The organism is Nocardiopsis sp. iso_25 (assembly GCF_056173305.1).
Window position 1 is genome coordinate 5,969,839 of sequence record NZ_CM149667.1, and the last position, 13,654, is coordinate 5,983,492.

Genomic DNA, 13,654 nt, shown 5'->3' on the forward strand with positions numbered 1-13,654 from the left:
ATTTCTTGATAATAGTAAATTGGCCGCCAATGGGGATCTACTTCCATTCTCCAAATATCCCCAGCAAGGATGAGAAGTAACGCCTGTCGGGAACCGTGCTGGTACACTACAGGCCGCAAGCCGCCCAGCCCATCTTTCCCATTGAGTGAACACTGGTAGAGACTGGCACTCAACGACGAAAAACAGGGAATTGGGCACTGTATGCCGAGCCCACAGCGATCGTCGGCACGCGAACCGAATTCCCGATTAACTGGGAGCGCATTTCGCGAGGTTGCCACGGCGGTGGCGTCTTCCACTGCGGCTCCCTGCTCGGCCATCAGCTTGGCGGTGACGGGGGTGATCTGCGCAATCTCGTTCTCCTCTACGTCAACGTGAACACATCGACCATGAAGGTGTACGAGGAAGCGATCCCTGCCCGCGTGTAGAACGGTGAGACGATCTGCTACCGGGTTGTACCCCACTACACGGGAGACAACTCGGTGCCCATTCCGTCCGGGTGGAGGGCCAGCAGGGCGAGCAGACGGCGCGTGACGCTACGCCTCCTTCACCGATCGTCGCAAGATCGCTCAGGGGCTGCGTCCGGTCTACACGGCCGCGGCCGAGGAGGCGGCTGTGGACCGCTTCGCTGAGTTCAGCGAACAGTGGGGGCCAAGTATCCGGCGATCGTGCGGTTGTGGGAGAACGCCTGGGCGGAGATGGTGCCGTTCCTGGCCTTCGATGTGGAGATCCGGCGGATCATCTGCACCACGAACGCGATCGAGTCGATCAACGCCCGGATCCGGCGGGCGGTCAAGGCGCGGGGGCACTTCCCCAGCGAGCAGGCCGCGCTCAAGTGCGTCTATCTGGCGTTGATGGCTCTGGACTCGACGGGTGCGGGCGCGGTGAAGTGGAGTTCGAGGTGGAAGCGGGCGCTGAACGCATTCGATCTGACTTTCGACAGCCGATTGACCGCGACACGCCACTGACCAGGAAAAATAGTTACACCCTTAACTTGACACACCCCAAGATCGAGCGAGGACAGGCCCCCGTCACGAAGGCCGACCTCAACCTGTTCTTCACCGTCTACAAGGCAAACGAAAACGTACGTCCGGCGCTCTTGGAACTCGGCACGCAGTCACGTCGACCAAGAAGCAACAGTACGACCACCTTCGAGCAGAACCTGCCCGGGAGGAACCTTGAGAAGTACCTGGGGCTCGAAGAGGTAGCCATCGGCATCAAAGACTGGCAGACCCACATTCTTCCCGGGTTGCTTCAGACCTCGGAGTACGCGCGCACCCTGATCAGCGCCAACCCGCTGCTTCTCCCCTATCAGGTTGACCAGCTGGTCAAGTTGCGCATGGACAGACAGCGAGTCCTTCATCGAGAGATGGACCCGCTACAGCTGTGGTCGATAGTGGAAGAACACGCTCTCCGCAGGGTGATCGGGAGCCGAGAGATTCGCGACGCGCAACTCGCCCACCTGCTCACGATGGGCCAGAAACCCAACGTCAACATCCAGGTCGTCCTTGAATCGGTGGGTGCGCATGCCGGGCTGGATGGCCCCTTTGCCATCCTGGACGCAGGAAACCATCTGCCTCCGGTGGTCTACATGGACAGCCGAGGCATGAACACCTACGTCGAGGGTGTGGCGGACCTGGCCGCTTACAAAGCGGCCTACGACCAGATCCAGTCCGTCGCTTTGTCCCCGATACAGTCGGCCGAGGTCATCGGGAAGATCTTGGAGGAGAACCCATGAGATGGACGAAGTCCAGCTACAGCAGCACCGGGGCGAACTGCGTCCAGGTTCGCTCGCCGCGAGACGGTGTGATCGAGATCGGTGACACCAAGAACCCTGGCGGTCCCACGCTCACCGTTCCCCACGCCGACTGGGAGTACTTCCTCGACCAGGTCGTGAGTGGCGGAACCGTCTTCAGACGCCTGCACGCCACGTTCCTCCCCGACGGCGGCTTCACCCTCACCGACACCGGAATCTCCAACTCCCCCGCCCTGACCTACACCAAAGCCGAGTGGGACGCCTTCCACGCGGGCGCTCTGGCCGGTGAACTGAGGGGCGAGCACCCACGCGGCGCCCTCGTCTCCGCGTAAACAATCCTGCCTTGGACAGGCTGGGGCGAGGCTAGTGTCAGGCTCATGAGTATCGACGTTCAAGCCCTGTCGGAGAGTGCCCGCCGCGACGGGATCGGCAAGGTCGTTGTCGGGGCGGTCATCCACCACCTCGGGCAGGTACTGATCCTGAGGCGCAGCACCTCGGATGACTTCCTCCCCGGGATCGAGGAGCTGCCCTCCGGCGGTGTCGACGCGGGCGAAACCCTCTTTGAGGGGCTGGCACGGGAACTCGCCGAGGAGGTGGGACGGGTCCGTGGCCTCGACCTTGACCCAGATTTCGTGTCGGTGTTCGACTACGTATCGGGCAGCGGTCGCCGGGCCCGGCAGTACACCTTCGCCCTGCCCTATGACGGGGCGGAGGTCGTTCTGTCCGACGAGCACACCGCTTACCGCTGGGTGCAGCCAAACCAGCTTGGGGACAGCGATCTCACCGAGGAGTCGAAGCAGACGATCCGGAAATGGTCGAGGTCCACCACGCGGGGCGCCTGACCCCGGTCCACACGACCCCACGTCCGGGGCATCGCCACTTGGGAGAGTCCCATGAGCTTCCGGTAGCAGCGCAGGATCACCGCCAGCTGCCGCGTCTCCAAGGCCTGGCACGCCTCGGGCAGCAGCCAGAGCCAGCGGACGGAGGGCGTGGCGGTCACGTTCGCGGCTGGGCGAACCAGGCGAGAACCGACCGCTTGTACCCCTCCGGCATCGTCAGGTGGGGAATCTCGTCCTCGGTGAACAGACCGGCTTCCTTGTGCTCGCTGGAGACCATAACCGGGGCGTCCGAGTCCACACGGCAGCCGTAGGTGACGATGAAGACGTGCTTGTCGACCTGGGTGATGTGGTACATCCACGAATCGAGGATCTGTGCCACGGTGACCGGCCAGCCCGTCTCCTCCTCGATCTCCCGGGCCAGGCACTCCTCCGGAGTCTCCCCCAGCTCGATCTTGCCTCCGGGAAGCTCCCACTCATCGCGCTCATTACGCAGCAGCAGCACACGCCCGTGACGGACGACGACGCCCTTGACTGAGACGGGAAACGTACGCGGCGCATAGGGAGTGCCGGACATGGGAGGGCTCGCTTTCGACGGCGTACGGACTCGGTTCATCTCCGCGGGCGCGGAACTCGGGCGCTCGCCGGTATCGCGCTGATAGTCATCGGCGGTTCACCTCCGCGTGCGCGGAGCTCGGGCGTATGGCGAAAACCAGCGAGAACCCAGCACGGTTCACCTCCGCGTGCACGGAGCTCGGTCCGCCGGAGAACTCCTCGGCGCTGCGCCCGGCCTGGACCAGGTCCAAGACCTTGCGGCGGAACTCGGTGGGGTATCCACGACGTCCCACGATGCCTCCTTGAGGTCACGTGGTCCCAGAATCCAGAAATCCGACTCCGAAGAACGCAGGACACACCAGAGCCTCCATCACACCCGGCACGAAACAGTTCGACCTCTTCAAAGATCCACTCCCTGTCGTTACGCCCCTGGACGATACGCAGGTCATGGGAACCCGCCAGGTGGCCCCGCAACTTCTTCCATCCTGCCAGCACCATGCTCTGGCGCGGCAGCACCAACCCCAGATGACCCGTGCGGGACAGGGAGCGCAGAGCCCGCTCCAACATGAGCTGCGCCAACTCCAGATGGGTGCCACCGCGCAGTGTGTAGGCCTTTTTGAAGAGGTCCTGGAGGATCTCCCGCTCCTCCCGCTCTTGTTGCTCCCGCCCGGCCTCCATGGGGCGCTCGGCCCGCAACTCCTCGATCTTCTTCTCACGCGCCTTGTCGGTCAGCGCCATCAGACCAGGAGAAACACCAACCCAGTACGAGGCGGCCTCCCACCGGACCTTCTCCCACGGCGGGTTGCCCAGGATCACGTCGAAGCCCCCCTCCGGACGGAGAAAGACCTCGGGGAACTGGTACAGCAAGTGCGTGGCGCGGACCGCGGCGACGGCCTCGCGCGCCTCCTCGCTCTTACCTCGTGAGATGGCCTGCTCCGGGTCCATCGGCAGAGGCACGGCCCCCATCTGGACCGCTACGGCCGCATCGAGCAGCGCCTTGACGTCCTCTGCCTCCTGCAGGGCCTGCGCGTGCGCCTCGCGGGCCGCGTGCACCTCCTGCTTGGTCGCCTCGGCTGTTCTGCCAACCCGGAGCAGTCGGGTCCGCGCTTTCTCTAGTTCCGTCTCGATTTGCTCGGCGAAGAGGCTGGCCTGCCCTGGAGTTCGGTTGGAGTCCAAGACGTCCAGCACCTGGTTGATGGTGGCCATCCCGGTGAGGCTGTTCCCGGCCACCAGGCCGTGATCCAGCGCCGACATGGGCAGACCCGGCACGAAGGTGTGGATCCAGATACCCAGGCGGGCCAGTTCTACCGCCATCGTGTTCAGGTCCAGCCCGTAGATGCAGCGCCGGGCGATTTGCCTACGCAGCAGCATGGACGTCCCGATCTCCACCCGTTCGGCCTGGTCACCCAGGGCTTCACGGGCGATCTGGACGAGCCGCTCCAGCTCCTCGGTCACCGCAGGCAGCCGGTGCTCGGTGAGGAAGGTCGCCAACCGGCGTTCGATCCGGTCGATGGCGGCGACGAGGAAGTGGCCCGAACCCATCGCCAGGTCCGCCACCCGGAAGTCGAAGAACGCCTCGGCGGCTTTCGTCTCCTCGCCCTGGTCGATCAGCGCGCGGAGCCGGTCAAGGTGTTGAGTGAGTGCCGGTTCCAGGGACGTGTCCAACAGGTGCTCTACGGCGAAGGACTTGGTGAAGTAGGAACCGGTGGCCTTGCGTTTGCCGGAGGCGTTGTGGAAGTACACCCGTCCGGCTGGGACCTCGACCTTTTGGCCGGTCTTGGCCGGGACATAGGACTTGTCCTTGGACAGGGACAAGTCGGTGGGAGCGATGCTCAGCGAGGACTCCAGCAGGCCCTCGTAGATCGTGCCGAACTCCCGTACCGACAGGCTGCGGAAATCGACCGGGCCGAACACCCCGTCGTCGGAGGTGTCCACCAACAGTGCCCGCAGCGCCGGGCCGATCTCGGCGTTGGTGAGCTGCATCCGGGCGATCTCCCGGCCAGAGGGGTGCCGCTCGTCGTCGGCGAACAGACCGCCATTGTAGGCAGGGACGTCCCACTCCTCGTTGCCGTCGTTGATGGCGCGCCACACCGACAAAAGGTCATTCCACAGGTCCGTGGCGTTGGCGTCGAACTCCTCACCAGGGGAGTCGACGAACTCCCGTGCCAGGGTCTTCAACGCCTTGCGCGTGTAGCGGGGATTTCCCGGGTAGGGCAGGAGGCCGCGGTCCTCCGCGTAGGCCACGAAGAGGAGCCTGAACAGGATGATGAGGGTGCGGTGGTAGGCCTCCTCGAGCTCCTCCTCGCTCGCAGCCCCCATGTGAGAGGCCACGGCAACGGCGAGCGCGGGTACGGCCTCGGTGTAGATGCGCTCGCGCAGCCGCGCTCCCAGGGCGGCCACATGGTTGGCGGAGGCCTGCAGGATCTCATCGACGCTGCCCCAGGGGGACAGGGCGTCGGCGTGGAAGAGCAGGGGCAGGTAGGTGGCGGAGTCCTCGTCCAGCAAGGCGAGGTCGAGTTCGACGTAGGTCTCAGTCTGGCCCTTGCGTCCCACACCCACCTGGGGCTTGGCCGAGTACAACCGCAGCTGGGTTCCGCGCAGGAGCAGCAGCCAGGGAAGTTCCTGCTGCTGAGCCATGCTCAGCCCGTACAGCACCGGGGACTCGGCGTTCAGGCGTGAGGAGGGCCGGTCGAAGTGCTCACTGTCCTCCACCAGGACCGCCACCGCACGGCGCGGACCGTCCTTCGTGCTGAGGAGGAATCCCGCGGACCGGTAGGAGGAGACATCGTATCCGAGTGCGTTGAGAAGACCTGACCCCCTGTGCGCCACCAGAGACCGGGCCAGAGCCTTCTGCTCCTGCCAGTCGGGGCGCTGGGGCACTCCTACGCGCAGTTCGTGGGAGGCGAACAGACCCGTGTTCGTGAGCCCGGCGATCTGGTTCTCCACCGGGTCCGAGAGCAGCTTCTGGAAAAAGCGCTCCCCCTCGAGGACAGTGGGCGAGTCGAAGGCGGCGATGCCCACCCGTTCGACCTGCTCCACGTCAAGGTCGAACACGACGTCGGCGTCCTCGCGCAGGCCGCAGACCGCGGCCCGGTTGCCGTGGGCGGACTCGTACTGGACTACGAGGGCCACGGGTGCCGCTCTCTTGCCCCAACGAGCCCTCCACAGCCGTCGCAGGTCCTCGGCTTTGGGCCTGGCCTGGCTGTGGGCGACGACGACCTCGAGTGCGTCGGGCAGGTCCCCGACCAGCACGGTGTCGACATGCAGCGCTTTGGGGAGGTCCGAGGGTGCTTCCCAGGGGATGTCCGTCGCGTTCGCGTTGTCCAGCAAGTCATCCACAGAGGCACCTCTAGCTCTCGTCCCGGTCCAGCCCAATCTTGCCGTACGAGGGTGCTTCTGTGCATGGCGTGAACCTCTTGAAGCACTGGCCCCTTCCGGGCGAGTACAGGTAGCCGGGCACCGCTCACGTGGTGAGTATCCGTCTTGTCCCCATCGGCATCCCCGTTGACATGCGGCGTTGCTACGACGGTATGACGCCACCCTGAGCTGGGCTCGTGCTACAACTTCGCGAAAGAGGATGAAAAAAATCAGTATCGAGGTATAATACTATAGTTGCTTCTTTTCTATTGGCGATATTTGAGATCCTGGAGGCGATCATGGGGCTGGCCAAGAGGCACATGGAAGAAATAATGGGTCAGGGATGGCAGCCAACTCCTGACGTTTGGGTTTGCGGGAATTGCGTGGGCGAAGAATTTCTTTCCCACAAGATTGAAAGTGTGTCAGATTCAAATGCCGCCTGTAGTTTCTGTGGAAGGAATCCTGCGGCCGAGCTCGATTTTCTGGTAGAAGCGTTCATGCAGGGCGTTTCTATTCGGTACAAAGATGCGGAAGGAGAGCTTTTTTGGGATAGAGAGGAAGGCGAGTATGTAGGCCGAACCCTAGATACGCCGGAGTTGGTTGATGAGTATCACCATATATTTAAGAATGAGGAGCTTCACAATGCAGTCTGCAATGCAATTCTTGACAAAACATGGTCAGATTCTTATTACCTACATCTTTCTTTAAATGAGGAGCTTAAAGCGGGATGGGAAAGATTCTGTGAGGCAGTAAAGCACGAGGGGCGTTACGTCTTCTGGCTCCGGAGAGACTGGCAGGAAGAAGAGCGCGGACCAAACGGAGTACCCCCTGCTAAGATGCTGCATGCATTGGGCGAGTTTATAAACCTTCACTGTCTATATCATGATTTCGATGAAGGGGAAGAATTTTGGAGGGCCAGAACTCACTCTGACGAGGAAATATCGTGGTCGGCGAAAGAGATTGGAACAATCAAACACACGAACTCTAAACAAGCAAACAGAATGAGCCCAGCAGGCGTTCCCATGTTCTACGGTGCCGAAGACAAGGAGACAGCTTTAAGGGAAAGCTTGGTGAGAACCTCAGACTCATACGTGACAGCAGGGAAGTTCAAACTGCTTCAGTCAGCAAAAGTGGTCGATCTATCCAAAAGGAGACTGCCCAAAATTCCTTCGGAATTTGACATCGACAAGTCAATTGAGCGAGACGGAATTGTTTTCTTACACGACTTCGTGAACCAGCTAACGGAACCCGCTCGTGATACTTATGAGCAAATTGACTACGTGCCGACGCAAATTCTTGTTGAGTATATTTTGAGGGTGCACGGGCAGGATACTGGCGGATGTGACGGACTTCGGTACACTTCTGCTGTGACAGGAAGGGAGTGTGTCGTACTAGATGTGCCGAACGAAAGATGCATCGACTCCAAAAGGGATGTCGGCAGGTCAGGGCTTTTTCTTAAACTAGAGAAAGATTCATTGGAGCTCTTTAGGATCGAGCGGACCTACAAAAAAGTTCCTCCTAAGGAGATTGACGCAGATAGCGACCCTTTCTCATAAGAACCCCGCTTATATATTTAGAACTAAGATCGCATGGCACTAAATTAGGAGCCACATGGAAGCGCTCTTCCTGGCAATTATTGGAATCGTAGGAACTCTTGCTTCTGCTTTGCTGACCCAATGGAGCGCGGGGAAAAATAAGATACGCGAGATCGAACTCGCGGACGAGCAAAAAGCGAGAGAACTCGAGCGGAGCGACCGGCAAAATGCTATCAACTATCGCCGCGCTTGCTACATCGAGCTAAACGCCACAGCAAGAATTTACCAGACGGAATTGACTAATTACTTCCATTCATTAAAGTCTGGCGTCGGCGTGGCTGACCAGCGAACTCGCATGGAGGACTCACGGCGAGACTACAGAGTCCGCTATGCGGAGGCACAGATGACCCTGCCAGATGCTGTTTTAGCTGCAGCAAGTTCAGTCGACAAAAATTTTGCTGGATTCTACGGAGCCCTAATGAGATTTAACCCGCCCGCTCCTCAAGGGGCGGAAAATGAGGAAAGTATTGAGAATGCAAGAAAGGATTCCTGGGACCTTCTCAGGCAGATGAGGGATATCATGCGCGGAGATTTGGGAATTTAATCCCAAATATGATATTTTTTTGAAATCGATTCAAGATCGAGGTGGATGATTTACATCACCGCGACCGCGAAAACAGGACACGGTCCTGAAAGCCAAGAATGAGTGAGTCCACCTCGAGTCACCAGCGGACTTGATCCGTGCCTCGCCGGGTCGATGAAATCCTCGGTGGTTGCTCGGCTGTTCTGGGACACGGTGGTACGGGGTGGTCTCCGGTGGCATGCGGTGGGATGCCGCTGCCCGGATGGGTCGGAACGAACCCCTACATACTGGGACGTGCCACCCGCGTACACACGGACTGTTAATCCGTGGGTTCAGGACTGACTGAGGGGCTCTGCTGTTTCCGGACTCCCCCGTATCGCGCCCCCTGTACAGCCCGTGCGAGGGAATGTGGCAAAACCACCTCGAAGGTCGCTCCCAGATGGTTCGATACCCGGGTACGCGGTTCCGGTCCGAAGTGGTGAGGGAAAACCGTGGTCGACACGAGGGAGCAACCTCCGGATCCCGATCCGGTCGCGCGGCCCTGGGCGAAGCACACGAAGCACGGACAGCACGCCTTGGTCTGCCACGCGATCGACACCATGGAGGTCGCCTACCTCCTCTACCCGATCATCCTCGGACCCCGCGTACGCCGAGAACTCGACCAGGCCTTCCAGCCGCTGGGACAGGACCGGGACTGGGTGGCACTCCTGTGCGGCCTGCACGACCTCGGCAAGTTCACCCCCGCCTTCCAGCCGCTGGTCATCGAAGTCGCCAGGAAGCGGTTCCCGGAAGAAGACCACGAGATCCTGAACCGCAACGCGCCCACCAAGGCGGGGCGCAGGTGGGACACCAAACACGGACTCGGCACCGCCGTGCACCTACAGGACATGCTCAAGGCGGCCGGGGCCCCACACGACACCGCCCAGCTGATCGGGCACATGCTCGGCGGACACCACGGGTGGTTCCCCGAACCAGGAGTGATCCGGAGCGTCAGGAAGAAGGACGATCTCGGTGACCGGAGCTGGGCGCTGAGGCGTTCGGAGCTGGTCAGGAGGGTCGCGTCCCTGCGCGGGCTCGACTTCGAGACGCCCGGCTGGAGCCGGGTGGAGATGCCCTCCCTCGCCCTGTTGGGACTGGCCGGACTGACCACCATCTCTGACTGGGTCGCCTCCGACACCTCCCGGTTCGAGTACGAACCCTGGCCGGAGGATCTCCACGCCTACCGCGACCATGCCCGCGAGCAGGCCGAGAAGACACTGGAGAACACCGGGTGGGCGGCATGGCAGCCTCCTGAGCGCACCGGCTACCGGGACCTGTTCGACGAGGCTCCTCGGCCCCTCCAGCAGGCAGTGGAAAAAGTGTTGGACCAGTGCACGGAACCGGGCGTCCTCGTGGTCGAGGCACCGACCGGCGAGGGCAAGACCCGGGCCGGTCTCCAGGCCGCCACCGACCTGGCGCGCCGTCTCGGTCTGGGCGGGCTCTACCTGGCGACACCCACCAAGGCCCTGAGCAGGCAGGCCGCGGACGACGTCCGCGAACTCATGCGGGTGACGAACTCGCCCCTGGAGGTCAACCTGGTCTACTCGGGCGCGGCCGCGGAGCTGCGCGCCGGACGGCAGGAGGCCCAGATCCGCCCCACTGCGGTGGGCGAGCACGAGCGCTCCGAGGACGAGGACGGACAGGACTCACTGGAGTGGTTCACACGTAAGCGGGGACTCGCCTTCCCGATCGGAGTGGGCACCATCGACCAGCTGGTCAAGTCGGTGATCCGGACCGGCCACAACTACCTCGGTATGACCAGTGTCAGCAACAAGGTCGTGATCGTGGACGAGGCCCACGCCTACGACTTCTACACCGGCCTGTTGGTGGACCAGCTCATGTGGTTCTGCGGTCGGATGGGCGTACCGGTGGTACTGATGTCGGCCACGCTACCGGCGAACCGGCGCGAGGAGCTGGTCGAGTTCTGGCACGCGGGCGCCGGGGGTAGAAGACCCGATCTGGAGCGCGCCCGCGTGGTCGAGCCGGGCTCGTGGCAGGTCATGTGGTCGGGTGCCACCCGGAACGCGGAAACGTTCGAGCTCTCCAAAGAGACGAGAAGCCGGGGCGAGGTCCGGGTCAGGCACGTGGACGACTCCCCCGCCGCCATCGCCGCGCGGGTGGTCGAGGGGGTAGGCGCCGCGGGCACGGCGATCGTCGTGCTCGACACCCTGAAGCGGGCCCAGGACGTGCACGACCGGATCGCGGACCTACTGACGGGCACGAGCCGCAGTCCGAAGCTGGTCCTGTTCACCGGGCAGTCCCAGGGAGCCGAGCGCACTGAGGTCGAGCGCACGGTACGGACGTTGTTGGGCAAGGACTCCCCGCCAGACCGGCACGCCATCGTCGTGGGAACGCAGGTGCTGGAACACGGCTTGGACATCGACGCGGACCTGATGGTGTCCGACCTGTGCCCCATCGACCTGCTGTTCCAACGTGCGGGACGCCTCCACCGGCACCGCAGGGAAAGCCGTCCGCCGGGACTGGAGACCCCCACCCTCCTGATCGCCGACACCGATCCGGCGAAGCGTGAGGCCAGGCCCCCGAGCGCTCGGACCTCCCTGGTGTTCGCCCCGGGGGTGTCGAAGATCTACCTGCCCTGGGTGCTCGGCCGCACGCGCGTGGTCCTGCGGGACGTCCTGTCCCGGGGAAGCTGGGACCCCCTCGACGAGATCGGCAAGCAGGTGCACCGGGTCTACGTAGAGGACACACCGCTCACGGAGCCGGGGTGGGAGAAGGCCTGGGAGAGCGCGGAGCGCGGATACGAGCGCAGGCGGCGCTGGCTGCGGTTCCAGGCGTCGGAGGTGATGGCCTCGCTGGTCACCACTCCGCGGAGTCTGCTCCGGTTGACCAGGCGTTCCGTGCCCGGAGGACAGACACGCCCCCGCGACGGCAGGGAGAGGGACGCGAAGTGACCGACGACCAGTGGCAGACCGACGAGGACGAGCACGAGCCCCGGGACACGTGGTTCGTCGTGCTGCACAGGGAAGGGTCGGGTCCACCGCGCACGCGGAGCGGGACACCCGTGGACCTGGACAGCGGGGAGTTTCCCGCCGGCCTTGTCGCCCGGCTCCTCGACGAGGACGTCATCGTGCTCTCCGCGCCGGTGGACCTGGCGTCCGAAGCTCTCGACCTGATCAGATCGCGGACGTCCGTTCCGCCCGCGTTCCAACGCTCGGGCTGGTTGCGTGACCATCGCGTTCTGGTCCTCACCGACGGCCGTTGGGAACACGGAGGGGTTCGGGTGTCCACCCGTCCCGACCGCAGCCTTCGCATCACTGAGGAGGACGTCGACTGACGGACTTTGGTCCCTCCCCTCCCGTCTTCCCCGAACGCTACGTTGGCCCCCTCACTACCTCCCGGAGCTCAGGTGCCCTCCTTCAACCTGCTGCGCGAACGGTGGCTCCCCGTGATCACCCTGCGGGGTGAACCGGAGCTGCTGAGCCTGCACGAACTCTTCGTACGCGCCCACGAGCTGCGCTGCCTGCGGGCAGAGGCTCCCGTGGTCACCGCCGCACTCCACCGCCTGCTCCTGGCCTTCCTGCACCGCGCCCACGTGGGCCCCGACTCGGGCTCGGACGACGAGTGGGTCCGGCTGTGGCAGCAGGACGGGTTCGACCCGGAACTGATCACCCGGTACGGCGAGGAACACGCCGACGCCTTCGAACTGCTGGGCGGCGACCGCCCGTTCATGCAGTGCCCGGGCCTGTCGGTGGTGGAACCCAAACCCGCCACCCAGCTGCTGCTGTACCGGGCCAAGGGCAACAACACCACCCTCTTCGACCACACGACCGAGGGCGAGCGTCCGGACCTGCCCGCGGACGTGGCTGCGCGGTGGCTGGTGACGCTGCACACCTTCGACACCGGCGGCACCAAAACCCCCTACAGGGCCAAGGGGCCGAAGAGCTCCAAGTCCGGACTCGGCAACCACTTCGCGACCGTGCTCCTCGAAGGGGAGGACCTCAAGCAGACACTGCTGCTCAACATGGTCACGTACGCGCCTGCTCTGGGGCTGCCTATGGCGACCACGCACCACGACGACCGGCCGGTGTGGGAACTGGAACGGCCTCCAGAGCCCGCACCGGAGGAAGGCGCGGTCCCCCGGGGATGGACCGACCTGCTCACCTGGCCCTCCCGCCGCATCCTGCTGCAAGGAAGGGACACCGCGCAGGGGCCCGTCGTGGACGGTGCCGTGGTCGCCCCCGGGACGCAGCTCAAACCCGCGCTGCAGACGATCGAGGCCATGGCGGCCTTCCGGAAGCTGGACAGGAAGCAGCCCACCTACCTGCCAGTGCGGTTGGAGCTGCTGCGCGGAGTGTGGCGGCATGCCCGCGAGCTGCTGCTGCCGGTTGAGGGCGATGCCCTCCGCCAGCGGCCGCTGAACGTGCAGCACCTCGCCGAGCAGGTCGACGCGGAACGCCTCGACGAAGGGCAGAGCGTCACTCTGAGGGTGTTCGGACAGCAGTTGACGTCCAACCCCGGCGCGGTCGAGTTCTGGTCCGAGGAAGCGCTCCCGGTCCAGCTCTCCCTGCTCCGCGCCCGGAACCTGGACTGGCCCCTGGAGGACCTGTTCGGTTACGCCGTGGGGTTGGCCGACGACGTCGGCACCGCCCTCCAGGACCTCACCAAGAACTACAGCAAGGAACTGCGGGGGAACTTCGACCCGCGCAAGCACGACGGCTACCTCGCCGAGCGCTACTGGCCGCGGCTGGACACCGCTTTCGCCCGCCTGCTCCGCGAGCTGGGCGACCTGGTCCGGGTGCACCAGGCGCACGACCCGGAGGGCCGGGCCGAACTCGCGCGGATCTTCGAGAAGTGGCAGGCGCACGTGGACGACACGGCCCAGGAGGCGGCTCGTACCTGGGTGGACGAGTTCCCGCGCACCGCACCACGCCAGCTCCTCGCGGTGGCCCGAGCCGAAATGATCTTCCTTGGCGCTCTACGGGACCGCAAAGAGAAGTACCAGCACGACGTCGGCCAATACACCAGGTGAGGAAAC

At 63.6% G+C, this 13,654-nt stretch carries 10 protein-coding genes and 1 pseudogene; 9 read left to right on the plus strand and 2 right to left on the minus strand.

Going from position 1 to position 13,654, the window contains the following annotated elements; translation table 11 throughout:
- Positions 1-531: 531 nt before the first annotated feature.
- From AC0VX6_RS25720 to AC0VX6_RS25735, 4 genes and pseudogenes are all read left to right on the plus strand, one after another.
- A pseudogene (locus AC0VX6_RS25720) lies at positions 532-965 on the plus strand (transposase); the annotation flags it as partial.
- A 26-nt stretch (positions 966-991) separates the two neighbouring features.
- Entirely contained in the window at positions 992-1,735 is a 744-nt protein-coding gene (locus AC0VX6_RS25725) for a DUF5753 domain-containing protein (RefSeq protein WP_475466487.1), read from the plus strand.
- Complete coding sequence (locus tag AC0VX6_RS25730; protein ID WP_475466489.1) at positions 1,732-2,085, plus strand: DUF397 domain-containing protein; 354 nt, start codon at positions 1,732-1,734, stop codon at positions 2,083-2,085. The genes AC0VX6_RS25725 and AC0VX6_RS25730 overlap by 4 nt, the downstream gene beginning before the upstream one ends.
- Positions 2,086-2,130: 45 nt before the next feature.
- On the plus strand, positions 2,131-2,595 hold the full coding sequence (locus tag AC0VX6_RS25735) for an NUDIX domain-containing protein (RefSeq protein WP_475466491.1): 465 nt from the start codon (positions 2,131-2,133) through the stop codon (positions 2,593-2,595).
- Between the two features lie 154 nt (positions 2,596-2,749).
- On the opposite strand, the gene AC0VX6_RS25740 is transcribed toward AC0VX6_RS25735, so the two are convergent.
- Together AC0VX6_RS25740 and AC0VX6_RS25745 are read right to left on the minus strand one after the other, a co-directional pair.
- Positions 2,750-3,205, minus strand: coding sequence for an NUDIX hydrolase (locus AC0VX6_RS25740; RefSeq protein ID WP_475466493.1), 456 nt, complete (start codon positions 3,203-3,205; stop codon positions 2,750-2,752).
- Positions 3,202-6,276: an Eco57I restriction-modification methylase domain-containing protein gene (locus tag AC0VX6_RS25745; protein ID WP_475466495.1), complete on the minus strand. Its 3,075-nt coding sequence runs from the start codon at positions 6,274-6,276 to the stop codon at positions 3,202-3,204. The genes AC0VX6_RS25740 and AC0VX6_RS25745 overlap by 4 nt, the downstream gene beginning before the upstream one ends.
- 524 nt (positions 6,277-6,800) lie before the next feature.
- Between AC0VX6_RS25745 and AC0VX6_RS25750 the strand changes: the two genes are divergently transcribed.
- From AC0VX6_RS25750 to casA, 5 genes are all read left to right on the plus strand, one after another.
- Entirely contained in the window at positions 6,801-8,057 is a 1,257-nt protein-coding gene (locus AC0VX6_RS25750; protein ID WP_475466497.1) for a HEPN-associated N-terminal domain-containing protein, read from the plus strand.
- A gap of 55 nt (positions 8,058-8,112) precedes the next feature.
- The gene (locus AC0VX6_RS25755) at positions 8,113-8,640 is read left to right on the plus strand and encodes a hypothetical protein (RefSeq protein WP_475466499.1); all 528 of its coding nucleotides are present in this window, start codon (positions 8,113-8,115) and stop codon (positions 8,638-8,640) included.
- 470 nt (positions 8,641-9,110) lie between these two features.
- On the plus strand, positions 9,111-11,570 hold the full coding sequence (gene cas3 / locus AC0VX6_RS25760; RefSeq protein ID WP_475466501.1) for a CRISPR-associated helicase Cas3': 2,460 nt from the start codon (positions 9,111-9,113) through the stop codon (positions 11,568-11,570).
- Positions 11,567-11,953 carry a hypothetical protein gene (locus AC0VX6_RS25765; RefSeq protein ID WP_475466503.1) on the plus strand — a complete coding sequence of 129 codons (387 nt, stop codon included), beginning with the start codon at positions 11,567-11,569 and terminating at the stop codon, positions 11,951-11,953. The genes cas3 and AC0VX6_RS25765 overlap by 4 nt, the downstream gene beginning before the upstream one ends.
- A gap of 72 nt (positions 11,954-12,025) precedes the next feature.
- Positions 12,026-13,648, plus strand: coding sequence for a type I-E CRISPR-associated protein Cse1/CasA (gene casA, locus AC0VX6_RS25770; RefSeq protein WP_475466504.1), 1,623 nt, complete (start codon positions 12,026-12,028; stop codon positions 13,646-13,648).
- Positions 13,649-13,654: the final 6 nt, after the last annotated feature.

Bases quoted from the DNA above. Each gene is read 5' to 3' on its own strand.
- AC0VX6_RS25730 (WP_475466489.1), top strand. From the start codon at position 1,732: ATGAGATGGACGAAGTCCAGCTACAGCAGCACCGGGGCGAACTGCGTC.
- AC0VX6_RS25735 (WP_475466491.1), top strand. From the start codon at position 2,131: ATGAGTATCGACGTTCAAGCCCTGTCGGAGAGTGCCCGCCGCGACGGG.
- AC0VX6_RS25740 (WP_475466493.1), bottom strand. From the start codon at position 3,205: ATGAACCGAGTCCGTACGCCGTCGAAAGCGAGCCCTCCCATGTCCGGC.
- AC0VX6_RS25750 (WP_475466497.1), top strand. From the start codon at position 6,801: ATGGGGCTGGCCAAGAGGCACATGGAAGAAATAATGGGTCAGGGATGG.
- AC0VX6_RS25755 (WP_475466499.1), top strand. From the start codon at position 8,113: ATGGAAGCGCTCTTCCTGGCAATTATTGGAATCGTAGGAACTCTTGCT.